Below are 22308 nucleotides of genomic sequence, written 5' to 3' on the forward strand. Positions count from 1 at the left end.
CAGATGGACGCCACTGGGGGGTGGTCGTGATCATGGGGGAGTCGCAGGTCGCGGCGTCCGCCGTGCTGCAGAGCGACCTGACGGTGCCGGGTCAGGATGTCGGATCTTCCAATACGGCTGGAAATCCTCACCTCGAGAGACACGCGACCGTTCTGTCCGATCAGGCGAAGAAGTCCGCCGCCTGGACAGCGCCCGCCTCTCCGCTGGACAACTTGCCCGAGCTGCCCGCGCAACCCCTCATCGGCCGTGCCCTGGACCTGTCGCACCTCAGCGCATCCTTGCTCGCCGGCAGCGGCGTCGTCACCCAGACGACCACGGTGAGCGGCTTAGGAGGCATCGGCAAGACGGCCGTGGCTCTCAGGTACGCGCATGACCAGCGCAACCGATACCAACTCCTCTGGTGGATCGTCGCCGAGACCGAGGAGCAGATCACGTCCGGATTCGGCGACCTCGCGCTACGCCTGCATCCGACGTGGGCACACGAGGTCACTGTCAAGGAACGTACCGAGTGGGCGCTGACTTGGCTGGAGACTCACTCCGACTGGCTGGTCGTTTACGACAACGTGGAGCGGCCCGAGGAACTGACTCCGTTTCTGGGGCGATTACTCGGCCACGGCCACCAACTAGCCACGAGTCGACTTGGCACCGGTTGGCCGGCGACCACCGCCCTGGTGAGTCTGGACGTACTCGGTCACGAGGACTCCGTCACTCTGCTGCACCTCACGTCCGGGCTCGGCGAGGATGCGCCCGCAACCGGATCCGGTGCTGCCCCCTCACAGGCGTCACTGCTCGCGGGGGACCTGGGGCACCTGCCCCTGGCCCTCGCCCAGGCAGGCGCCTACCTGCGGGAGACAGGCATCAGCTTTGCCGCCTACCGGGACAAGCTGGCCCGGCTGCCCGACACGGTACTGGGCGACGGCGCGGGCAGTTTCGACCGGACGATAGCCCGGATCTGGCGGACCAGTCTTCAGGCGATCCGAGCTGTTCACCCCTCGGCCGCCCCTCTCCTGCACACTCTGGCCTGGTACGCCCCCGAGGCCGTACCGCGCGAGGTGATCGACCGCCTGGGGCACCGTCTTCAGGACGTCGAATCCTCGCTCGCCGCACTGGCTGCCTACCACCTGGTCGCCCTCGGCCCCGAGGGGCCGACGCTGCATCGGCTCGTCCGGCGGACCCTCCAGCACGCCGATCCGGCCGAGATGCCCGAGGCACGCGACCTGGCCGAGGCCGCGTTGGCCGCCGTACTCTCAGATGCCTCCGCCGAGCGCGTACAGCAGAGACTGGCGCATATCCAAGCTCTCGCAGAGACCGGGTTCGCCGTCGAACCGGACGCGGCGGCCGTCGAGATGTATCGGCGCGGGACCGACGAACTCCTCGTACGGGAACAGCACGTCTTGGCGATCCCTTTGATGGCGCAGGCCGTCGACGGCAGCACTCGGCTTCTCGGCGTGGACCATGAGACTACGCTCGACGACCGGGACCGCCTGGCGGAACTGCACGCCAAGGCGGGCGACCCGGCTCGCGCGGTCAAACTGTGCCAGGACGTCTACCTCGACCGTGCCCAGTCCCACGGCCGGGAAGCCGTGGAGACTCTTGCCGCAAGGGAGCGGCTGGCGTACGCGCACCGCAAAGCCGGCGAGGTCACCAAGGCCGTACAGGAACTGACAGCGGTGGTCGGTGACCGCCTCCGGATCCAGGGCGACGAACACCCGGACACGCTCACCAGCCGCAACAACCTCGCCTACGCACTGCAGACGGCAGGCCGATACGAAGCCGCTGTCGAGGAGTTCCAGGCGGTCGTCGCCGACCGCGAACGCCTTCTTGGAGCACGGCACAAGGACACGCTCGCCAGCCGCACCAATCTCGCGTATGCCCATCTACAGGCCGGTGATCACCGCACCGCGCTGAGCTTGTATGAACAGGCGATCGCGGAGCGGCAGCGCCAGCACGGCCCGAACCACCCCGACACGCTGACCAGCCGCGGTTGGCTGGCCTCCGCCCATCAGTCCGCGGGTGACCCGCGGACGGCGGTCGCCCTGTACCGGGAGGTGGTCGACGACCGGAGACGGGAGCAGGGGCCGGACCATACGGACACCCTGCGCAGCCGCCACGAGCTGGGGTGGGCCCTGTCTGAGGCCCAGGGGCCAGATGCAGCGCTGCGGGAGTTCGAGTCGCTGGCGGAGGACAGCGCTCGGGCGCAAGGGCCCGACCATCCCGCCACGCTCCACTATCGCCGCGACATCGCCGAGACCCATCGGGACCGGGCAGACTACGCTCGGGCAGCCGCAGCGTACGAGGCGGTGATCGCTGACTACACCCGGGTCAGGGACAAGGATCACCAGGACACGCTGTGGGCTCGCGGCGCGCTGGCCTACACCTGGCAGCTCGCGGGGGACCACCGGCGTTCGATACAGGAGCGCCAGACCCTGGTCGCGGACCGGACACGGGCACAGGGCGGCTGGCATCCGGCGACGCTCACGGCTCGGGTCAACCTGGCCTTTGCCCATCGAGCGGCGTCCGAGTTTCCGGCTGCCATCGGACTCCTCGAGGATGTGTTGCGGGATCGGCGCGCCATCCTGGGCTCCGAGCATCCTGGGGTCTTCGCCACACGCGAAGCCCTGGCACGCACACTGCAGTGGGCGGACCGCCACACCCGTGCGGTCCGGGAACTGAAGTCGCTGCGCGCGGACATGGAAGGGGTCCTCGGTCCGGACAACCCGCGGGTGCTCAGGGTCCGACTCGCTCTCGGCAGGGTCTACGCCGAGGAGGACCGCCTTGAGCAGGCCCTGGAGCTCTACGAGCCTCTGGTCGAGGACTACGGGCGGCTTCACGGCCCCGACCACCCCATGCCACTCGTCGTACGGCTATGGATAGGTGCGACTCATCGCGAGGCCGCACGGTACGAGCAGGCAGCCGAGGAATTCGATGCGCTGCTCGCCGACCACACCCGCATCCAAGGCCCGGATCATCCGGACACGCTGAACGTCAGGAGTTGGCGCGCCCTCGTCTTCCGGTCCGCTGAGCAGTACAGCCAAGCGATTGCGGCGTACCGGGAGCTGATCGCCGACCACACCCGGCTCCTGGGCCCGGATGCATCGGACACCCTGCACGACCGCAACGGGCTGGCGTTGGCCCAGTTGGGCGATCGTGACCACACGGGCGCGATCTCCGGATTCACAGCACTTCTCGATGATCGGCGCAGGCTCCTGGGGGATGCTGCCCCGGACACCCTGCTCATGCTCGAGAACCTGGCAGACGCCTGTTCGGCGGACGGGCAGTACGACCGCGCCATCGCATTGTACGAAGAGGCTGTCGAGATGTGGACCGAGAAGTGGGGAGCCACACATCCGCGCACCCTGCGCTCGCGGCGGGACCTCGCGATGGTCCAGCGAGCGGCAGGACGGCACCGGTCGTCGCTCAGCACACTGAAGGCCGTGGCCGAAGAACGCGAGCGCGCCGACGGGCCCGATCATGCGGCCGTACTGTCTTTCCGCTATGACTTGGTCACCGGATACAACGCGGCGGGCGACCACGTCCGGGCTGCGGAGTTCGCCGAGCAGCTGCTGACCGACACCGCCCGCGTGCGAGGCCGGGACCACATCACCACGCTGAACACCCGCAGGCAGTTGACGAACGCGTGGAGACAGTCGGGCCAGTACCAGCGGGCCCTGGTCGGGTACGAGATGCTGGTCGAGGAGTACACACGGTTCCATGGTCCGGAGCACACCGCGACACTCGCGATCAGGACACTGCAGGCGTTCGCCTTCTCCGAGCGACTCGACTGCGAGCAGGCCATAGTTCTCGGCCAGGCGCTGGTGGCCGACCGCACGCGCATCCAGGGCGCCGACCATCCCGATGTCCTGCGAGCGCGGCGCGACGTGGCCCGCTGGCGGGAGTGGGACGATGACCGCGCAGGCGCTCTGCGGGACCTGGACCTTCTGCTGCGCGACCATGAACGGGTACTGGGCGCCGATCATCGCGACACCCTTGAGCTGCGCGACGCCGTCGTCTGGACACTGCTGGGAGCTTCCACAGCGATACGTGCTGTCGAAGCGGCCACGCTGTTGGTGGAGGACCTCACTCGGCTGCTGGGGGCGAACGACCTCACCACTCTCGACGCACGAAGGCAGCTCGCGGCGGCGCACGAGTATGCAGGCCATTTCAGCCAGGCCCTGGCCATCCGCATGTCGCTGGTGGAGGACCGCACGCGCGTACAAGGCCCCGGTCACAGCGCAGTCCTGATGGCCCGCAGAAACCTGACCTGGTCCCGGCGATTGCTCGGCGACCGGGCCCAGGCGGTCGACGGCCTTCTGGCACTGGTCGACGACAGCGACAGGGAACGAGGGGTGGACCACCCTGATTCTCTGGACTGTCGCGGCGCCCTGGCTTACGCCTACCGGGAGTTGGGCGATCCACGGCAGGCGATCCTCGTTCTCGAAGATCTCCTCAAGCGGTGTGAGACGGCGCTTCCCGCAGAACACCCCACGACCTTCTGGGTGCGCGGCAGTCTGGCCTGGCTGACGGCGGACATCGGCTCTGCGGATCACGCGGTGCTCATGGCCCGTGATCTGATCGACGACTGCACGCGCCTGTACGGCGTCGGGCACCAGCGGACACTGGACGAACTGCCGGTCCTGGCGCACGTCCTGTCCCAGGCGGATCGGCCGCAGGAGGCGCTGGAGGCTCTCGGTGAACTGCTGCGTACCCAGGCCTGGCTGACGGCAGATCACCTGACGCTGCCCGAAACGCCCGAGGCCGTCGCCCAGGCGCATCTGGACGCCGTCGATGACAGGGCGGCATCCGAGGGCCTTGATGAACTCGTACGCAAGGGCATGGTCGTCGAGATCTTCGCCCGGGTGTACAGCGCCCAGATGCCCACCCTCGCCGTCCAAGTGGCAGACGCTCTCGCCCATGCGGGCGATACCACCGAGGCTATAGCTCTGCTCAAGGCCGTACACACAGCCCGCGCCCACGTCTTCGGTCCCGATCATCCGCGCACGCTGGAGAGCCTCGCCACGCTGGCACTGACGGCCGTCGAGGCCGGCGACCCTGAATCTGCACCCCCCGACGAGGAGTTGTTGGCCCGTTGGGAACACACCTTCGGCGCGGACCATCCCGACACGGAGGAACTTCGCTGGCAGTTGCGCACCGCACGCCCGGCCTGGCGCGTCCGGGTTTCCCTGCTGGGGGACGACGAGCCGACAGAGGGCAGCCCGACGCCGGTCGAGATCAGCCTGGTCCGCGAGGCAGGCGGCACGGCGCCCCCGCCTGCCCAGATGGTGGTGGTCCCGTCCTGGCAGACAGCGGCCTCGGTGGAACCAGCCCTGGCGGAGTACGACCCAGAGGGTGATCCGGCGCGCTTCGTGCTGACCGCGCACGAGCCGGGGGACCACGACATCCGTTTCACGCTGTACGACCATGCGTCCGGACTGGTGTTGCAGGACCTGCGGACGACCGTCCGTGTATTGGGCTCCCCAGCCCAGAACGAGGATGTTCGACACAGTTCCGGGGAGGGCTGACGGGGATGACGCAGGATCTCGCCGTGGAGGTGTCGGAGGACACCGCCCACGGTTTCACGGGGGTGCCGCAGCGTGGCGGCCCGCAGACCGCGGCAGAGGACGTGGTCACGACCGAACTACTCGTGAGGCTGTACCGGTCAGGCCCGGAACGCCTCAGCATCTTCGCGCACGCCCAAGGTATCTCCACATCCGACGACGCGGTGTGGCACGACGCCCCGTTGGAGGTGTCCGCCGAGGAGTTGCAGGATGGCGCGGACCGGTTGCTGACCCTCTGGCGCGACCAGGTGGTCCGTCATCAGGACGCCGAACCCGGGTACGGGCAGCGGGTGGGCGGCTACCCCCTGGCTGAGTCCGTCGACCTGACCGAACTGCGAGCACTGACCGACCCGTTGGTGGCGAAACTTGCAGACGAGGGCTTCGAGTTGCTTCGCGTGCTGCTCGAAGGAAAGGGCTACGACCTCGGCCGCTTCCGCGAGTTCCTGTTGGGCACCCTCACCGGCGGGCAGCAGCTACGCATCAGCTTCAACTCAGAGTGGCAGCTGCCCTGGCCCATGCTCGCGGTGGACCCTGCGGAGTGCGACAGCCCCTGGGAGGCGTTCCTGGGCCACCGGCATCAGGTCGAGCAGGCCCGAACCGGCTACGCCTGGGACCACGCCCCGCTCGGCCGCCGCCAACGGGCCGCCACCAGCCTCAACAAGGACACTGCCCTCGATCACGTGGGCCGGGCGCACGAGGTGCAGCAACTGTTGCAGGACTGCTCCCTGTTGACCGTCCGGACCCACGGAAACCAGCTCCTGGAGGCGCTTTCACGTCCCGTGCTGCACGAGGACCTCATGTACTTCTGGTGCCACGGCCGCTTCGTGCGGACCGGTGCGTCCAGCCAGGTCCTCACCGTACGGCTCTCCGACTCCGAGGACATCGACGGTCCCGTGGTGAAGCGCAAACGGCGCTCCTATCTCCGCTGCCCGCAGTCCCGGTTCAAGCCCTTCGTGCTGCTGAACGCCTGCCATTCGGGGGCGGCCTCCGGACCAGGAAGGCTGAAGCACCTAGGACAGGAGTTGATCGCACAGGGCGCCGACGGTGTCCTCGCGCCGCAGATCGAAATCCCTCAGGTCTTCGCGACCGAGTATGCGCACGCTTTCCTCGACCGGTATCTGACCGGCGGCCACACGGCGGGCGAGACAGGCCAGTGGTTGATACGACGTTTTGCCCAGGACTTCCACAACCCGCTCGCCCTCGCCTACACGCTGAACGGCGGCATCAACACCCGTCTGCGACTGGGCTCATGACCGCCTTGCGAAAGCGGCCCAGGCCGTATCCCCGAACGCCGCGGCTCGCGCCCCCGGCAGAGATCGACCTCGACGAGGAGGGCCGCCTGACAGCGCCGGGCAGCGGGCCCCCGGTACCGGTCTCCCGGGTCGCCGAGCACCTGGCACACCGACTGGCGATCCCCGAGTGGGCCACCGACATCCATGTGTACGTCCATGGCTGGCAGACCCCGCCGACTCAGGCGACCCGAACCGCCGTACGACTTCTGGAGCAGGCCGTCGAACTGTACGAGACGGCCCCGGACCGATACCCGGCCCTGAAATCCGGGTATCGCCCCTGGTGCGTCGTGGTCCGCTGGCAGTCGTCCAGCCGCCCAGGGATGAGGGGCTACGAAAAGATCAGGAACCGGGCACACGCCATGAGTGCAGAGGGCCAGGGCCATGCCCCGTACGTCATCGGGCACTTGCTGGGCTACCTGGACACTGAACGCGCCGACCCTTCCGACCCGCAGGTATTGGCCAACCGGTTCGGCCAATACCTGCACCTGACGGGCCATTCCTTCGGCGGCCGCTTCCTGTGCGAGGCAGTGCAGCGAGCGGCCGAGCGGCCGCCGGTGCTCGGCTGGAGCACTCCGCACGACCTCCGCCGCCCGTTCACTGTGGACAGTATGCTGATCTTCCAGATGGCGGCCCCGCGCGACGCATTTCTGCGCCACTTCGACACTCTGTTCCCGACGGCCACGCACCCTGGCGCCCCGCTCCGCGGTCCCATCGCCCTCACCCACTCCCGCTGGGACCGCGCGACCGGCTTCTGGCACCTGCGCGCCGAGAAGACGCCAGGGATAGGCCACTCTGGCGCGGGGGCGGCCCCGGTACCCCAGTTCTCCACGCGTCTGCTGCCCACCAGCACCAACTATCCGCAGCAGGTCTTGGACCACCGCCTGGTCAACATCGACGCCGACTGGCTCTACCGCGGCAGCCGCCGCACCCGCCTCCACCCCTCGGGCGCCCACTCCGACTTTCTTCGTCCGGAATCCGCTCACCTCCTGCTGACCTTGGCGGAACGCTCACGCTGACCGGGAGCTGTCATCTGCACTGGTCAAGCCCACGCTCTTGCGTGAGGGATGGTTCAGCACAGGACACAGACCAGCCGGAATCCGATCGCCGGGCACCGTCCAGAACCACCCCTCATGACGCGCAAGCTCTTGTGACACCTAGGTCGTCTGTTCGAATCCGGGCAAAGGGCACCGGTGCTCGGAAGAGCTGTGGATGATGTGCCGGAAGGCCCAGGTCACTTGGTGGCCTGGGTCTTTTGTGTGGGTAGGCCTGCTGCCTGGGCGATGACCCGGGCCGTGCGCAGGCCCTCCCGGTGGGCCGAGCCCGAGTGGGCGGGGCGGCAGCGGCCCAGTTCGGGGGCGTACTCGGCCATCACCGCGCCCGGGTGGTCCGTGTCGAGCTCCGTGAGCGGTGCCTTGCGGCCGCAGGCGGCCAGGACGCGCTGGAACTCGTGGGCGTTGGCGAAGTCGCACACGGTGTCCTCCCTGCCGTGCACCAGGTGGATGGCCAGGGGCGGGGCCGAGGCGGCGACCGCCATGGGGGACGGCAGGCCCAGGAGCGGCTCGGGCTGGTTGTAGCGGGCGGAGATGCCCACCACGGCGGCCGGGCGCCAGCCCTGCGGCGGGTCGGGGCGCAGGGCCGTGGCCATCGCGGCCCGGCCGCCCAGGGACCAGCCGACGAGCACGACCTCGGCCGGGTCGCGTACGAAGTCCCAGGTGAAGCGGAGGGACGCGGCGAGCTGGGGGCGTCCGCCGTCGGGGGCGTCCGGGTGCCAGTCGGGGACTATGACGGTGGCGCCGAGCCGGGCGACCTCGGCCGCCAGCGCGCCCAGGACGTCCCGCTCGGCGGGGCCGCGGCCGTGCCAGAGCAGGACCGTCGGGGCGTCCGGGGCGGCTGCGCGGTGGATGTCGAGGAGCTGGCCGTCGGAGGAGTAGCGGACGGTGTCCATGACTGCGGTGCTCATGGGGTTCCCCTTGTCTCAGCGGCCCGCGACCCGGTCGGCGATACGCGCGATCCGGGACGACTGTGCGGCATGGGTGGTGAGTTCGCGGCGGTCGGCGGCTCGATACGTCGCGTACATGCCGTGTACCCCGAGCCAGCGGAAAGGTTCGGGTTCCCACTTGCGGACCTTGTGTTCGACCCAGGGAAGAGTGGTGAGGTCGGTCGCGCCCGACTGGCCGGAATCCTGCTGGACGAGGTCCCGGAGGGTGCGGGCGGCGAGGTTGGCGGTGGCGACCCCGGAGCCGACGTAGCCGCCGGCCCAGCCGAGCCCGGTGGAGCGGTCGAGGGTGACCGTGGCGCACCAGTCGCGCGGCACCCCGAGGACGCCCGACCAGGTGTGGGCCACGGCGACGTCCGAGAGCTGGGGGAAGAGGCGGAGCAGGACCCGGCGCAGGGACTTGACCGTGGAGGCCTGGGTGCGGCCGTCGTTGTCCGTGCGCGAGCCGAAGCGGTACGGGGCGCCGCGGCCGCCGAGCGCGATGCGGCCGTCGGCGGTGCGCTGCGCGTACATGTAGGCGTGGGCCATGTCGCCGAGGGCCTCCCGGCCCTCCCAGCCGACGGACTCCCACTGGGCGGGGGTGAGGGGCTCGGTGGCGATCATCGAGGAGTTCATGGGGAGCCAGGTGCGCTTGTGGCCCTTGAGGGAGGCGGTGAAGCCCTCCGTACAGCGCAGTACGTACGGGGCGCGGACCGTGCCGTGCGGGGTGACGGCGTGTTTGGGCCGGATCTCGGTGACGGGTGTCGACTCGTGGATCGTGACGCCGAGTCTCTCGACGGCCGCCGCGAGGCCCCTGAGCAGTTTGACGGGGTGCAGGCGGGCGCCGTGCGGGGTCCAGGTGGAGCCGAGGGCGTCCGCGACGCGGACACGGTCGGCGGTCTCGGCGGCCCCGTACAGCTCGCGGTCCTTCTCGCCGTACGAGAGTTCCGTCTCGTGGAAGGCCTTGAGACGGGTCAGCTGGGCCGGGGTGTACGCGACCTCGAGTACGCCGCCCTGGTGGATGTCCGCCTCGACGCCCTCCTCGCCGGTGACCCTGACGACCTCGTCGACCGTGGCGTTCATGGCCTTCTGGAGGCGTGTGGCGGCGTCGTGGCCGTGCAGGAGCGCGTACCGGTCGCGGCCGGCGATGCCGTTGTAGAGCCAGCCGCCGTTGCGGCCGGAGGCGCCGTAGCCGCAGAACTTCTGCTCCAGGACGGTGATGCGCAGGAAGGGGACCGCCTTTTTCAGGTAGTACGCGGTCCACAGGCCCGTGTAGCCGCCGCCGACGATCACCACGTCGGCGCTCGCGTCACCCGGGAGGGGTTCGCGCGGGGCGGGGAGGGGCTCGCCCTGCTGGGCGTACCAGAACGATATGCCGCCGTTGACGGTGGTGCGGGGGGCGGCGTCCGTGCCGGTGCCGGTGCCGGTGCGGGGCGCGGGGGGTGTACGGGGCGTGCTGTCCGTACCCGTCGCGCTGTCCGCGTTCTCCGTGCTGCTCATGCGCGGTGACGTTAGCTTCTCAGGGCGGTGGGTGTCTCCTTCGGATTCCGTGGTTTTCGTGAGGGTGAGGGCGAAGGTGGGGTCGATGACCGGGTACGGGCGGCTGCTGGAGCGTGGGGGGCGGTTCCTGGAGCGGTGGGGCCTGCGGCAGGAGGGCGCGCCGATGAGCGGCCGGGTGTCGGTCGTGCTGCCCGTGGTGTGCGGCGACGGGACGCGGGCCGCGCTGAAGCTGCAGGACATCGACGAGGAGACGGCCGGGGAGGGGCTGGCGCTGCGGACGTGGGGCGGCGACGGGGTCGTACGGCTGCTGGCGGAGGACGCGGAGAGCGGCACGTTGCTGCTGGAGCGGCTCGACGAGGGGAGGCCGTTGGCCGGTGTGCCGGATGTGATGAAGGCGACGTCGGTTCTGGCCGGGTTGCTGGCACGGATCACGGCGGTGCCGGCGCCGGCGGGGCTGCGGCGGCTGGACGACGTGGTCGCGGGGATGTTCGAGCGGTTGCCCCCGGTGGTCGCGTCCCTCGCGGGGAGTACGGGGAGTACGGGGAGTACGGGGAGTACGGGGAGTACGGGGGGTAGTACGCGGGATGAGGAGCGGCGGCTGCTGGTGGACTGCGCGACCGCTGTGCGTGAGGTCGCGGGTGAACCGGGGGACCGGTTGCTGCACTGGGATCTGCACTTCGAGAACGTCCTCGCGGGCGACCGTGAGCCCTGGCTCGTCATCGACCCCAAGCCGCTCGCCGGGGATCCCTGCTTCGAGTTGCTGCCCGCGCTCTGGAACCGGTTCGGGGAGGGCGGGGCGAAGGGCGGGGCGGAGGCTGGGGTGGTGCGTCGTTTCGACCTGATGACCGAGGTACTGGGGGTGGACCGGGAGCGGGCGCGTGCCTGGACGTTGGGGCGGGTGCTGCAGAACTCGCTGTGGCGGGTGGAGGAGGGGGAGCCGTTGGACGCGGAGCAGATGGCCATCGGGCGGGTGTTGTTGGGGCGTTGAACCTGGGGGCGGGGAGGGGCGGGGGCGGCGTCCGGTTCAAGCCTGCTTGAGGTCCGAACCCGCCCTGCTGCGGATCTTGAGGGCCAGGGACACCGCTTCCAGCGCGCTGTTGAACGACACCTCGGAGAGCACGCCCGGGGCCGCCACCTGGTCGCCCGCGAGGTAGACGTCGTCGCCGCGGTCCACGCGCGGGCGGTCCCGCCAGCTCGTGCCGGGGAGGTCCACGGCGCCCGTGCGGCCGTTCGCGAGGGCCTCGCGGCGGTACGTGACGCGCTCGCGCCAGTTCGGGAGGCCGAGGTCGAGGAGTTCCTCCGCTCGGGCGATGCCGTCCGCGCGGGACTCGTGGGGCGCGATCGGGATCTGGCCCTGGAGGAGTTGCTCGCCGGCCGGGGCGAGGGTCCGGTCCTGGGCCGTGAACCGCTCGATCCAGCCCGGGCTGTCCAGGTCGGAGACGGCGAACGCGTCGCCGCGGCGGGTGCGGACGGCCAGGTCGAGCAGGGTCGTGCGGCCGCTCGGCCACGTCAGGGACGTGTCGTGGAGGAGGGCGCGGGCCGCGTCGAGCGAGGTGGCGACGATGACCGGGCCGTGGTCGGTGGGGAGCGTGCTCACGCGGGCGAGGGTTTCCACGCGGACGCCCAGGTTCCAGGCCCTGGCCGCCATCCGGTCGATGACGCTCGCCCAGCCGCCGCGCGGGTAGTGCGCTTCCGGGGGGAGCTTCGTGGCGCGGCGCAGGCGTTCCTGGACGAACGCCGCGGAGAGGGAGCCCGGGTCGTGGTGGAAGAGGGCGACCGCGGAGTAGTGGGCCGCCGCGGTGGCCCCTTCCTCGCCTGCGATGCCCGTGGCCCAGGTGGCGAAATCCTGCTCGGTCGGGGCTTGTTCGGCTGTGCGGCGGAGGAGTTTGAGCATCGCGAACGGCGGGGTGCGGCGGAGCGCGCCCTTGTGGCGGAGGCGGAGGCGGGCGGCTTCCAGGGGCGGGAGCGGGGCGAGTTCGCCGAGCAGGCCGCGTTGGGCGAGCCAGGTCCAGTGGGGGCCGCCCTTGTAGAGGGCGTGGGGGCCCTCGTTCGTCCGGTACGGGCCCTCGGCGGTGCGGGCCCGGCCGCCGAGGGTGTGGTGGGCCTCGTACACGGTGACCTTGGAGCCTGCCTCCGCGGCGGTGATGGCGGCGGTGAGGCCGGCGAAGCCGCCGCCGATGACGGTGATGCGGTGCATGGCGTGGGGGTTCCTCTCTGGTGGCTGGTGGCTCGTGTCTGGTGGCTGCTCCTACGACGCCTCGGGGGGCTTGGAATGTGACATCGGGGGTGTTTTGGCCGGTCGGGTGGGGTGTCAGTGGCGGGGTGCAGGATGGGGGCATGGTGAGCAGAGCGGCGAAGGCGGGCGCGGGAGTGGGAGCGAAGGCGGGCGCGAAGGCGGGCGCGGGGGTGAAGGCGGCGCGGCGGCCTGAGGTGCGGTTGCCGTCGTTGGAGGAGTACGACGGTGGTGAGCTGGAGCCGGACGGGGACTACGACGGGCTGCGGTTCACCGATGTGGACTTCGTGGGGCAGGACGGTGGGGGCGCGCGGTTCATGGACTGTGCGCTGACGGGGTGCGCGGTGGATGAGACGCGGTTGCACCATGTGCGGGTGCTGGATTCCGTGATCACCGGGATGCGGGGGGTGGGTACGGACTTCGGCTCGGCGACCTTCCGGGACGTGGAGGTGGTCGATGCTCGGCTGGGCGGGGTGCAGTTGCACGGGGCCGTGCTGGAGCGGGTGGTCTTCCGTGGGGGGAAGATCGACTACCTGAATCTGCGGGAGGCCCGGATCCGGGATGTGGTGTTCGAGGGGTGTGTGCTGGTCGAGCCGGACTTCGGGGGTGCTCGGCTGGAGCGGGTGGAGTTCGTGGACTGTGTGTTGAAGGGGGCGGACTTCAGTGGGGTGTCGTTGACGGATGTGGATCTGCGGCGGGCCGCGGCTGTGGAGTTCGCGCGGGGGGTTGATCGGTTGGCGGGGGCGGTGATCAGTCCGGGGCAGTTGTTGGATCTGGCGGGGGTGTTCGCTGCGGAGGTGGGGGTTCGGGTGGTGGGGGTGGAGGTTTGAGGGGTGGGGTGGGTGCGGGTCCGGTGGGGGCTGGTCGCGCCGTTCCTCGCGCCCCTGGAAGGCGGGGCTTCGCCCTCGCCCCCTGGGTCCGTTCGGTGGGTGCGGGTGCGGTGGGGGCTGGTCGCGCCGTTCCTCGCGCCCCTTGTAGGCGAGGCTTCGCCCGCGCCCCCCGGTCGTTCGGCGGGTGCGGGTCGGGTGTGGTTGGGCGCGCCGTTCCCCGCGCCCCTGAAAAGCGGGGCTTCGCCCCTGCCTTTCAGGGGCGTCGCCTGGCGTCTTTTGGCGGTGCCCGGCCTGGGGTTGGGGTTTTCAGCCTGTCCGGCGTTTGAGGACGAGGCCGTTCAGGCCGATGTGGGGGGCTGGGGGCGGCAGCCCCCAGGGGTCAGGGCAGCCTGGGGAAGCGGGCCTCGAGGTTCCAGATCGCCGGGTTGTCGCGGAGCGCCTCGTGGAGGTCCGTCAGGTCCGCCAGGACGTCGTGCAGGAAGTCGCGGGCCTCGCGGCGCAGTTCCGTGTGGGAGAAGGTGAGCGGCGGCTCGTCGGCGGGCATCCAGTCGGACTCGATGTCGACCCAGCCGAAGCGGCGCTCGAAGAGCATGCGGTCGGACGACTCGGTGAAGTCCAGTTCGGCGTGCTGGGGGCGGGAGGCCCGGCTGCCCAGCGGGTCCTGGTCGAGTTGTTCGACGATGTCGCACAGGGCCCACGCGAAGTCGAGCACCGGCACCCATCCCCAGCCTGTGGACAGCTCCCGGTCCGTCTTCGTGTCGGCGAGGTAGACGTCTCCGCAGAACAGGTCGTGGCGCAGCGCGTGGACGTCCGCGCGGCGGTAGTCGGTCTGCGGGGGGTCCGGGAAGCGGGAGGAGAGGGCGTAGCCGATGTCGAGCACGTGGGTGATGGTGTCACGCCGCTCTAGGATCGCCGTCATGCCCCGGTCCGCTGTTCTCGCTCCTGTCGCTGTGCTGCTCGTCTGTGTTCTCGGCGCCTGTGACGGGGGTGTGCGGGGGGTGGCGGGCGGCGCCGGAGTGCGTGATCCGTACTTTCCCAAGTCGGGGAACGGCGGGTACGACGTCATCCATTACGGGCTCACGCTCGACTACGAGCCCGGGGCACGCCGGCTGGTGGGCAAGGCGGCGATCGAGGCGCGGGCCGAGCAGGACCTCAGCGCGTTCAACCTCGACCTCAAGGGGATGAAGGTCGAGTCGGTCGAGGTGGCGGGGGCGGCCGCCCGGTTCAACCGCAGCGGTGATCATGAGCTGACCGTTCGGCCGCGTGACGATCTGGGGAAGGGCGACGTCTTCACGGCGGTGGTGCGCTATTCCGGGGTGCCGCAGACCATCACCGACCCGGACGGTTCGGAGGAGGGCTGGCTGCCCACCGAGGACGGCGCCCTCGCGCTGGGCGAGCCCACCGGGGCCATGGCGTGGTTCCCCGGGAACCACCACCCGAGCGACAAGGCCGCGTACGACATCGAGGTCGGTGTGCCCGAGGGGCTGGAGGCCGTCTCCAACGGGGAGTTGAGGAGCCGGACGAGGAGCGGGGGGCGTGCCGTCTTCGACTGGCACGTGGCGGAGCCGATGGCGTCCTACGTGGCGATGGTGGCCGTGGGGGAGTTCGACATCCGGCGCTCGGAGGCGGGCGGGGTGCCGAGTTACGTGGCGGTGGACCGGGGCGTGGCGGGGGCGGCCGACGAGGTGCTCGGCCGTCTCCCCGAGGTGATGGAGTGGGCCGAGCGCCGTTTCGGGCCGTACCCCTTCTCGTCCACGGGCGCGGTGGTGGAGCGGGAGGACGACTCGGGGTATGCCCTGGAGACCCAGAACCGGCCCGTTTTCCCGGGTGCTCCCAGCGTCGGGCTCCTTGTCCACGAGCTGATCCACCAGTGGTACGGGAACTCCGTCACCCCCGAGTCGTGGCGCGACATGTGGCTCAACGAGGGCTTCGCGACGTACGCCGAGTGGATGTGGGAGGAGGACCACGGAGGGGAGTCCGTGCAGGACGTCTTCGACGCGTTGTACGACGGCGACTACTTCGACGAGAAGGCGGACAGCGAGGCCGTCTGGGCCTTTCCGCCCGCCCGGCCGCCCGGTGCCTCGCAGATCTCCGACAGCCCGGTGTACGAGCGGGGCGCCATGGTGCTGCACAAGGTCAGGGAGACGGTCGGCGACAAGGTGTTCTTCGGGATCCTGAAGGGCTGGGCCGCCACTCGTCGTCATGGCAACGCGGACACGGACGACTTCACCGCCTACGTGGAGAAGAAGGCGCCGGGGCGGGACCTCTCGGAGGTCTGGGACGTGTGGCTGTACGGGGACGGGCGGCCCGGACAGCCCTGAGGCGGCGGACGGGCCTGAGGCGGCGGACGCGCCTGAGGCGGCCGGCGCGCGGGCCCCGCCCGTGCACGGACGAGGGGCCTCCGGTCCGGCCGCAGCCGGGCCGGAGGCCCCTCGGACGTCCTGCGCTCTCTTTCGAGATCAGACGCTGACTCAGACGCTGACGCCGAAGTCCTTGGCGATGCCCACGAGGCCGGACGCGTAGCCCTGGCCGACCGCGCGGAACTTCCACTCCGCGCCGTTGCGGTACAGCTCGCCGAAGACCATGGCCGTCTCCGTGGCCGCGTCCTCCGAGAGGTCGTAGCGCGCGATCTCGGTGCCGCCGTCCTGGTTCACGATGCGGATGTACGCGTTGCGGACCTGGCCGAAGTTCTGCGAGCGGGTCTCCGCGTCGTAGATCGAGACCGGGAAGACGATCTTGTCGAGGTCGGCCGGGAGACCCGCGAGGTTGACGTTGATCGCCTCGTCGTCGCCCGCGCCCTCGCCCGTGCGGTTGTCGCCCGTGTGGACGATCGTCTGGTCCGGGGTCTGCTTGTTGTTGAAGAAGATGAAGTGACCGTCCGAGTAGACCTTGCCCTCGGTGTTGACCGCGATGGCGGAGGCGTCGAGGTCGAAGTCGGTTCCGGTGGTGGTGCGGACGTCCCAGCCGAGGCCCACGGTGACGGCGGTCAGGCCCGGAGCCTCCTTGGTGAGCGAGACGTTGCCACCCTTGGACAGGCTTACAGCCATTGTTGGGAGTCCTTCCCTCGTTTTTTGTACGTACGGGTCGTGCGCGTGCGGTGCTGCGGTACTGCGCTACTGCGGTGCTGCGTGTCGGGCTTCGTACGTGACGAAGCTACCGCCATCCCTAAGAACGCCGTTGGGGGTCCCCAGGGTTCCGCTCCTCTTTACTTTCTTTACCCGCCGTCGAGGGAGGGGGAGGGCGAGGGGCGCTCGGGGCGCGGAGCGGGGTGGAAAAGCTGGTGACGTGGAGCGGGCGGACAAGGGACCATGGGGGCATGTCCGGTCCCTACGTCATCCGCGGCTCCGTCTCGTTGCCCGAGGCCGAGCTCATGTGGCGTTTCTCGCGCTCCTCCGGGCCGGGCGGCCAGCACGTCAACACGACCGACTCACAGGTGGAGCTGCGCTTCGACCTCGCGCGGACGGAGTCGCTGCCGCCGGTGTGGAAGGAGCGGGCGCTCGCCAAGCTCGCCGACCGGCTGGTCGACGGGGTCGTCGCCGTGCGCGCCTCCGAGCACCGGTCCCAGTGGCGCAACCGCGAGACGGCGGCCGTCCGGCTCGCCTCGCTGCTCGCCGAGGCCAGTGCTCCGCCGCCCAGGCCGCGCCGGGCCACCCGCATTCCGCGGGGGATCAATGAGCGCCGGCTTCGCGAGAAGAAACAACGCGGAGACACGAAGCGCGGACGTTCCGGGCGCGACTGGGGCTGAGGGAGCACGGGGGATCGGGGTCCGTCGGTTGCTTCTGCGTTTCTTCGCGCTTCCCTTGGCTGCCTCTTGCTTCTTCTGGTTTCTTCTTCCTTCTTCCCGTTTTCCGGTGGCCCTCTTCCGGTGGTCCGGCCGGGGCCGGTGGCTCGGGTGACGTGGGTACGAGGACGAATTCCCGGCAACGGGAGAAAAGGCCGGAGGAAATCAGCGAAGGGTCCGGGAGAAGAGGGGATTTCCCGTTCCCGCGGTTCGGGGTCGGCGGCGTGGTCGTACGTGGGCGACCGGCCGCGTACGACCCGGTGCCGCGTCGGGTGTCGCGGCCGGCTTCACACTCGTACACGGTCGGTTGCCCGGCCGGTTGCCCGGTCGGTGTCCGGTGGGGCGTCCGGGAACGCGGTCAGTCCAACTGCCGGTAGCGGCCCCGGAAGTGCGTGAGGGGCCCGCCCTCCGAGTCCGGTGTCGAGGACGTCAGGACCCGGCCGATCACCAGGGTGTGATCGCCCGCGGTGACCCGTTGTTCGGTACGGCACTCCAGGGTGGCCAGGGCGCCCTCCAGCAGCGGCGCCCCGGACGCCGCCCCGCGTACGCAGGGCACGTCGGCGAAGAGGAGGCGGTCGGAGATGCGGTTCTTCATGGCGAAGCGGCTCGCTACGGAGCTCTGCCCCTCGGCGAGGAAGGAGATCGCCCACAGGGGCTGTTCGTCCATCAGGTCGTCCATGCGGGAGCCTTCGCGCAGGCCGATGAGCACGAGGGGCGGGTCCAGGGACACGGACATGAAGGACGTCGCCGTCATGCCGATGTCCTCGCCGCTCGGGCCGTCCGGGTCGGACTGCGGCTCGTGCGCGGTCATCAGGACCACGCCGGCGGCCAGCCGGGACATGGCGGCGCGGAACTCGTCGTTGCTCACCCCCTCAGCATGCACGGAGCGGGTGGGCGGGGAGACCGGGGGAGTGACGGAGGGCGTGTTCAGCACGAGAAGACGCTATTCTCCGCCGACGTTCCGACACATCCGACCAACGCCCGAAACGGGTCCTAGGACCGAAGAGGGAGTGTGACTCCGATCTCTTTCAGTACCTTTCAGGCGCGCGCACATGTTCCACAAATTTGCGTTCAGTAAACGCACCGCGAAAACACAGAAACTCTACTCAATTGTTCATCTTCGCCTGTGACTTGAGTCACAGGTGCCATATTTTGTTGACCCTGTGTACCGAGTGGGCAGCGCGCTGTGATTCAGTGGCGGGGAAGCTGGCAGGGAGTGGGCTGGAGAGAACCCTGGAGTTGCTGTCGAGGTCTCGAGGGGAGGGCGAATGGAGACCGAGTCGGAGCCGTACGTCCGCCTTGCGACCCTGCGGCAGCTGCACCAGGTCATGGCCGACATGAACAAGGCCCGCAGCCTGGCCGACACACTGCAGACCGTCGCGGACGGAGTCGTCAACGGACTCGGTTACGAACTGGCCTGCGTCAACCTCGTCCAGCCCGACGGCGACCTCGTGGTCGCGGCCCTCGCCGGGAACTCCGCCGCCGAAGCCCTCATCACCGGCCGCGTGGGCTCCCGCCTCTCCTGGGAGCGCCGGCTGAACATGGGCGAGGCGTGGGGCGATTTGCGATTCATATCGCACACGGAGGGCTGGGTCCTCGACGACGACGACGTCCCGCAGTGGTACACCGACGGGCCCGAACCGCGCTTCGAGGACGAGTGGCACCCCGCCGACCGTCTCTTCGCCCCCATGCACACCCCGGCCGTGCCGGGCGGCTCCGGCGGCGAACTGATCGGCGTCCTGTCCGTCGACCGGCCGCGCAACGGCCGGCACCCCGGCGCCTGGGGCCGCGAAGCCCTCCAGATGTACGCGTTCCAGGCCGCCATAGCCATCAGCAACGCGCGCCTGCGCGCCAACATGCAGCGCGCGCTCGTGCGCCTGGAGCGGGAACAGCAGGCGCTGCGCGCCAGCGAGGAGAGCTTCCGGCAGGCCTTCGAGTACGCGCCTTCCGGCATGGCCGTCGCCGAGATGGGCGGCGACCAGCACGGCCGGATCCTGCGGACGAACGACGCGCTGTGCCGGCTCCTGCAGCGCCCCGCCGCCTCGATGCGCCGCTACGCCTTCTCCGACCTCGTCCACCCCGAGGACATCGGCACCCTGCTCAGGACCTTCGCCGAGGGCGGCCGCGCCGAACTGCGGCTCTGTCGCCGCGACGGCACGTACGTGTGGGTGTCGCTGCGCAACAGCGTCGTCGCGGACGCCGCCGACGGGCCGCGCTTCCTGCTCACCCACGTCGAGGACATCGAGGAGCGCAAGCGCCGCGAGCTGCAGCTCGCCCACCGCGCCTCGCACGACTCGCTCACCGGACTGCCGAACTCCGCGGAGCTGCGCGCCCGGCTCTCCGCCCGGCTCTGCGCGCGCCCCACGGCGATCGAACCCGGCGTGGTCGACACGATCGACGCGGCGTACGGGCAGGTGGTGGCCGAGCGCAACGCGACCGCGTACGACGTCACCCCGTACGACGCGCACGGGCACGGGCACGGCTTCGACTACCGGCAGGACTCGGACGCCTACGACGCGTACGACCACCATGTGCACACCGTCACACCCGAGGGGGAGAAGGACGACGGGACGAAGGGTCTCGCCGTTCTCTTCTGCGACCTCGACGGCTTCAAGTCGATCAACGACCGGTTCGGGCACAACGCCGGGGACTACGTGCTCATCGAGGTGGCCCGCAGACTGGGCGCCGCCGTGCGGGACGGGGACACGGTCGCCCGGCTCGGCGGCGACGAGTTCGTGGTGCTCGCCGACGGGCTCGGGCGGGCCGACGCGGAGGACCTCGCGGTGCGGCTGCGCAGCGAGATCATCCAGCCGATCAGGGTCGACGGACGGGCCATGCGGGTCGGTGCCAGCTTCGGTATCGGGTGGGCACATTGCGGCATGACGGCGGACGAGGTCCTGCAGTCCGCTGACGAGCGGATGTACGTAGAGAAACGGTCTCGTCCCAAAGCGCACAGGCGTGCGGGCTGATCCGCAGGTCAGCGGTGCCATGCGATCCGAGTCACCCGTTTGGGGCAGTCGGAGCGGGTAGGCTCGCCTTTCGATCCCCCGTACCGCATCTGAACCGCACCCGCTAGGAGACCAAGGGATGACGCCCGGCAACAACGGCGCGAGCGCGCCCGAGGACGACGACCCGTTCGGGTACCTGTACGAGGACGGGAAGGCCGCCGGAGCCCAGCCGCCGAGTGGCGGCGGTGGCTACGGCTACCCGGGCTCGGTCAACCGCGTACGTCCGGTCGGCGAGCGTCAGTACGGTCAGTCCGCGGCGCAGGCCCCCACCGCGCAGTACGGGCAGGTTCCGCAGCAGCAGGGCACGTACGGGCAGCCGAACGTGAACTACTCCGCGCAGCCCGAGAGCTTCTCCAACGGCGCCCCCGGCACGCACCAGCAGTCGTCCCACAGCCGGGGCGGCGGCGGCCGTGGCCGCGGGCCCAACACCAAGGGGCTGCTGATCGGCGCCGTCGCCGTCGTCGCGGCCGTGGTGATCGGCATCGGTATCGCGGTGCTCGGTGACGACTCGGACGACGACAAGGGCGGCGACACCGCGGGCCCGACCACGTCGGCCGGCCAGAGCGCCGAGCCGAGCGAGTCGTCCACCAAGGACGCCGCGGAGCCGGCCGACCTCCCCGAGATCGACGCGAAGGCCCTGAAGCTCGGCGCGGGTGTGTCGACCGCGTCGGACGTCGAGGGCGCGAGCGCGGGGGGTGGCATCTACGTGACCGGGCTCAACCAGGTCGGCGCCGAGGTCACCTGGACCGTCAACGGCATCCCCAAGGCCGGCGCCTACACCGTCTTCACGCGGTACAGCGTCGCCGGCAAGGACGCCAAGATGACGCTGACGGTGAACGGCAAGGAGTTCGGCAGCAAGCTGAACATGAGCAACTTCGCCGGCGCCAAGGACAACGAGTGGGACAAGGGCTGGACGGAGACCTACGCCTACCCGACCCTCACCAAGGGCACCAACACGATCTCCATCTCCTGCCAGGACGGCGACGACTGCAACGTCCTCCTGGACCAACTCCGCCTGAAGGCAGGCCAGGTCAAGAACTGACCCCGCCTTCAGGGGCGCGGGGAACGGCGCAATCTTTCAGGGGCGCGAGGAACTGCGCGCCCAGCCCCCACCGCCCCGCACCCGACGAACCGCCCCCCTGCCACCCCCCAGGGGGCTCACGCCGCGGCAGCCACCCGCGTCACCGACACCAACCCCAGCAACTCCTCGTACGCCCCCCGGTCGAACTCCCCCGCGACCGGCGCCAGCACACTCGCCGCGGACAGCGCCACCGCCCGAGCCAGCCGCTCCGGCCACGGCAGCCGCTCCACCAGCCCCGACAGCAGCCCCGCGACAGCGGAATCCCCCGCACCCGTCGGATTGCCCCGCACGGCCCGCGGCGGGGCGGCCCGCCAGTCCCCGTCGGGCGTACGGGCCAGCAGCCCCCGCGGACCCAGCGACGCCACCACCGCGTGCGCACCCCGCCGGCGCGCGTCCCGGCTGGCCTGCGACGGATCCTGCGCCCCGGTGAGCTCGGCCAGTTCGTCCGCGTTCGGCTTGACGATGTCGGGCCGCGCCGCGATCCCCCGCCGGAACGGCTCACCGCTCGTGTCGAGCAGCACCGGCACCGCCAACGCCCGCGCGGTCCGTACGAGTTGCGCGTACGCCCCGACCGGCACCCCGGGCGGCAGGCTGCCGCACAGGGCCACCGCCGAGGAGGACCGCAGCAGGATCTCGTACGTCTCCTGGAAGGCGGCCCACTCGGCGGGGCTGATCTGCGGGCCGGGTTCGTTGAGCTGAGTCGTGTCACCGCTCGTCGTGTCGACCACCGCGATCGTGCGGCGGGTCGAGCCGCTCACCGGGGCCAGCGCGTCGACGACACCCGGCGTGCGCGCGAGCCCGTCCCGCAGGGCCTGCCCGGTGGCGCCGCCCACGAAGCCCGTCACCCGCACCTCGTGGCCGAGGGCCGCCAGCACCCGCGCCACGTTCAGCCCCTTCCCGCCGGGCCGTTCCGTCACCTCGGTGACCCGGTGGGAGGCGTGCGGCACCAACTCCCGTACGTGGTACGTGATGTCGAGAGCGGTGTTCAGCGTGACCGTGAGGATCACCTGGTCCGGCCTCCCTCGGTCGAGCGCCGTCGCCGGCGCGGCTGCC

16 protein-coding genes are annotated in these 22308 nt (G+C 70.4%); 9 read left to right on the forward strand and 7 right to left on the reverse strand.

The window, feature by feature from the left end:
* The first annotated feature begins 20 nt into the window (after positions 1 to 20).
* From fxsT to ACLVWQ_RS11565, 3 genes are read left to right on the forward strand one after another with little or no spacing between them, the layout of a single operon-like run.
* On the forward strand, positions 21 to 5519 hold the full coding sequence (fxsT, locus tag ACLVWQ_RS11555) for an FxSxx-COOH system tetratricopeptide repeat protein (protein WP_414108264.1): 5499 nt from the start codon (positions 21 to 23) through the stop codon (positions 5517 to 5519).
* A 5-nt stretch (positions 5520 to 5524) separates the two neighbouring features.
* Positions 5525 to 6808: a CHAT domain-containing protein gene (locus tag ACLVWQ_RS11560; RefSeq protein ID WP_414108265.1), complete on the forward strand. Its 1284-nt coding sequence runs from the start codon at positions 5525 to 5527 to the stop codon at positions 6806 to 6808.
* On the forward strand, positions 6805 to 7863 hold the full coding sequence (locus ACLVWQ_RS11565; RefSeq protein ID WP_414108266.1) for a hypothetical protein: 1059 nt from the start codon (positions 6805 to 6807) through the stop codon (positions 7861 to 7863). Before ACLVWQ_RS11560 ends, ACLVWQ_RS11565 begins: the two co-directional genes overlap by 4 nt.
* 215 nt (positions 7864 to 8078) lie before the next feature.
* Here ACLVWQ_RS11565 and ACLVWQ_RS11570 read toward each other — a convergent pair whose 3' ends face one another.
* A complete protein-coding gene (locus tag ACLVWQ_RS11570) occupies positions 8079 to 8807 on the reverse strand; it encodes an alpha/beta hydrolase (protein ID WP_414108267.1) in 729 nt (242 codons plus the stop codon).
* 15 nt (positions 8808 to 8822) lie between these two features.
* Positions 8823 to 10322, reverse strand: coding sequence for an NAD(P)/FAD-dependent oxidoreductase (locus tag ACLVWQ_RS11575; RefSeq protein WP_414108269.1), 1500 nt, complete (start codon positions 10320 to 10322; stop codon positions 8823 to 8825).
* Positions 10323 to 10407: 85 nt separating this feature from the next.
* On the opposite strand from ACLVWQ_RS11575, the gene ACLVWQ_RS11580 reads away from it, so the two are divergent.
* Complete coding sequence (locus tag ACLVWQ_RS11580) at positions 10408 to 11310, forward strand: aminoglycoside phosphotransferase family protein (RefSeq protein WP_414108271.1); 903 nt, start codon at positions 10408 to 10410, stop codon at positions 11308 to 11310.
* A gap of 36 nt (positions 11311 to 11346) precedes the next feature.
* Here ACLVWQ_RS11580 and ACLVWQ_RS11585 read toward each other — a convergent pair whose 3' ends face one another.
* Entirely contained in the window at positions 11347 to 12519 is a 1173-nt protein-coding gene (locus ACLVWQ_RS11585) for an FAD-dependent oxidoreductase (RefSeq protein ID WP_414108273.1), read from the reverse strand.
* A 209-nt stretch (positions 12520 to 12728) separates the two neighbouring features.
* Here ACLVWQ_RS11585 and ACLVWQ_RS11590 point away from each other — a divergent pair, with 209 nt between their 5' ends.
* A complete protein-coding gene (locus tag ACLVWQ_RS11590; protein WP_414108476.1) occupies positions 12729 to 13385 on the forward strand; it encodes a pentapeptide repeat-containing protein in 657 nt (218 codons plus the stop codon).
* A gap of 379 nt (positions 13386 to 13764) precedes the next feature.
* Here ACLVWQ_RS11590 and ACLVWQ_RS11595 read toward each other — a convergent pair whose 3' ends face one another.
* On the reverse strand, positions 13765 to 14265 hold the full coding sequence (locus tag ACLVWQ_RS11595) for a hypothetical protein (RefSeq protein ID WP_414108477.1): 501 nt from the start codon (positions 14263 to 14265) through the stop codon (positions 13765 to 13767).
* Between the two features lie 37 nt (positions 14266 to 14302).
* On the opposite strand from ACLVWQ_RS11595, the gene ACLVWQ_RS11600 reads away from it, so the two are divergent.
* Entirely contained in the window at positions 14303 to 15706 is a 1404-nt protein-coding gene (locus ACLVWQ_RS11600; RefSeq protein WP_414108274.1) for a M1 family metallopeptidase, read from the forward strand.
* Positions 15707 to 15856: 150 nt separating this feature from the next.
* On the opposite strand, the gene ACLVWQ_RS11605 is transcribed toward ACLVWQ_RS11600, so the two are convergent.
* Positions 15857 to 16432, reverse strand: coding sequence for a TerD family protein (locus ACLVWQ_RS11605; protein ID WP_414108276.1), 576 nt, complete (start codon positions 16430 to 16432; stop codon positions 15857 to 15859).
* 269 nt (positions 16433 to 16701) lie between these two features.
* On the opposite strand from ACLVWQ_RS11605, the gene arfB reads away from it, so the two are divergent.
* The gene (gene arfB / locus ACLVWQ_RS11610; RefSeq protein WP_414108278.1) at positions 16702 to 17130 is read left to right on the forward strand and encodes an alternative ribosome rescue aminoacyl-tRNA hydrolase ArfB; all 429 of its coding nucleotides are present in this window, start codon (positions 16702 to 16704) and stop codon (positions 17128 to 17130) included.
* A 394-nt stretch (positions 17131 to 17524) separates the two neighbouring features.
* On the opposite strand, the gene ACLVWQ_RS11615 is transcribed toward arfB, so the two are convergent.
* Positions 17525 to 18100 carry a flavin reductase family protein gene (locus ACLVWQ_RS11615; protein WP_414108280.1) on the reverse strand — a complete coding sequence of 192 codons (576 nt, stop codon included), beginning with the start codon at positions 18098 to 18100 and terminating at the stop codon, positions 17525 to 17527.
* A 334-nt stretch (positions 18101 to 18434) separates the two neighbouring features.
* Here ACLVWQ_RS11615 and cdgB point away from each other — a divergent pair, with 334 nt between their 5' ends.
* Positions 18435 to 20135 (forward strand): diguanylate cyclase CdgB, encoded by a 1701-nt coding sequence (cdgB, locus tag ACLVWQ_RS11620; protein ID WP_414108282.1) that lies wholly within the window; start codon positions 18435 to 18437, stop codon positions 20133 to 20135.
* 118 nt (positions 20136 to 20253) lie between these two features.
* Positions 20254 to 21216, forward strand: coding sequence for a carbohydrate-binding protein (locus tag ACLVWQ_RS11625; RefSeq protein ID WP_414108284.1), 963 nt, complete (start codon positions 20254 to 20256; stop codon positions 21214 to 21216).
* 116 nt (positions 21217 to 21332) lie between these two features.
* Here ACLVWQ_RS11625 and ACLVWQ_RS11630 read toward each other — a convergent pair whose 3' ends face one another.
* The gene (locus ACLVWQ_RS11630; RefSeq protein WP_414108286.1) at positions 21333 to 22262 is read right to left on the reverse strand and encodes a 1-phosphofructokinase family hexose kinase; all 930 of its coding nucleotides are present in this window, start codon (positions 22260 to 22262) and stop codon (positions 21333 to 21335) included.
* Positions 22263 to 22308: the final 46 nt, after the last annotated feature.

The sequence above is a fragment of the Streptomyces sp. CWNU-52B genome, assembly GCF_047444975.1.
Taxonomy (GTDB): domain Bacteria; phylum Actinomycetota; class Actinomycetes; order Streptomycetales; family Streptomycetaceae; genus Streptomyces.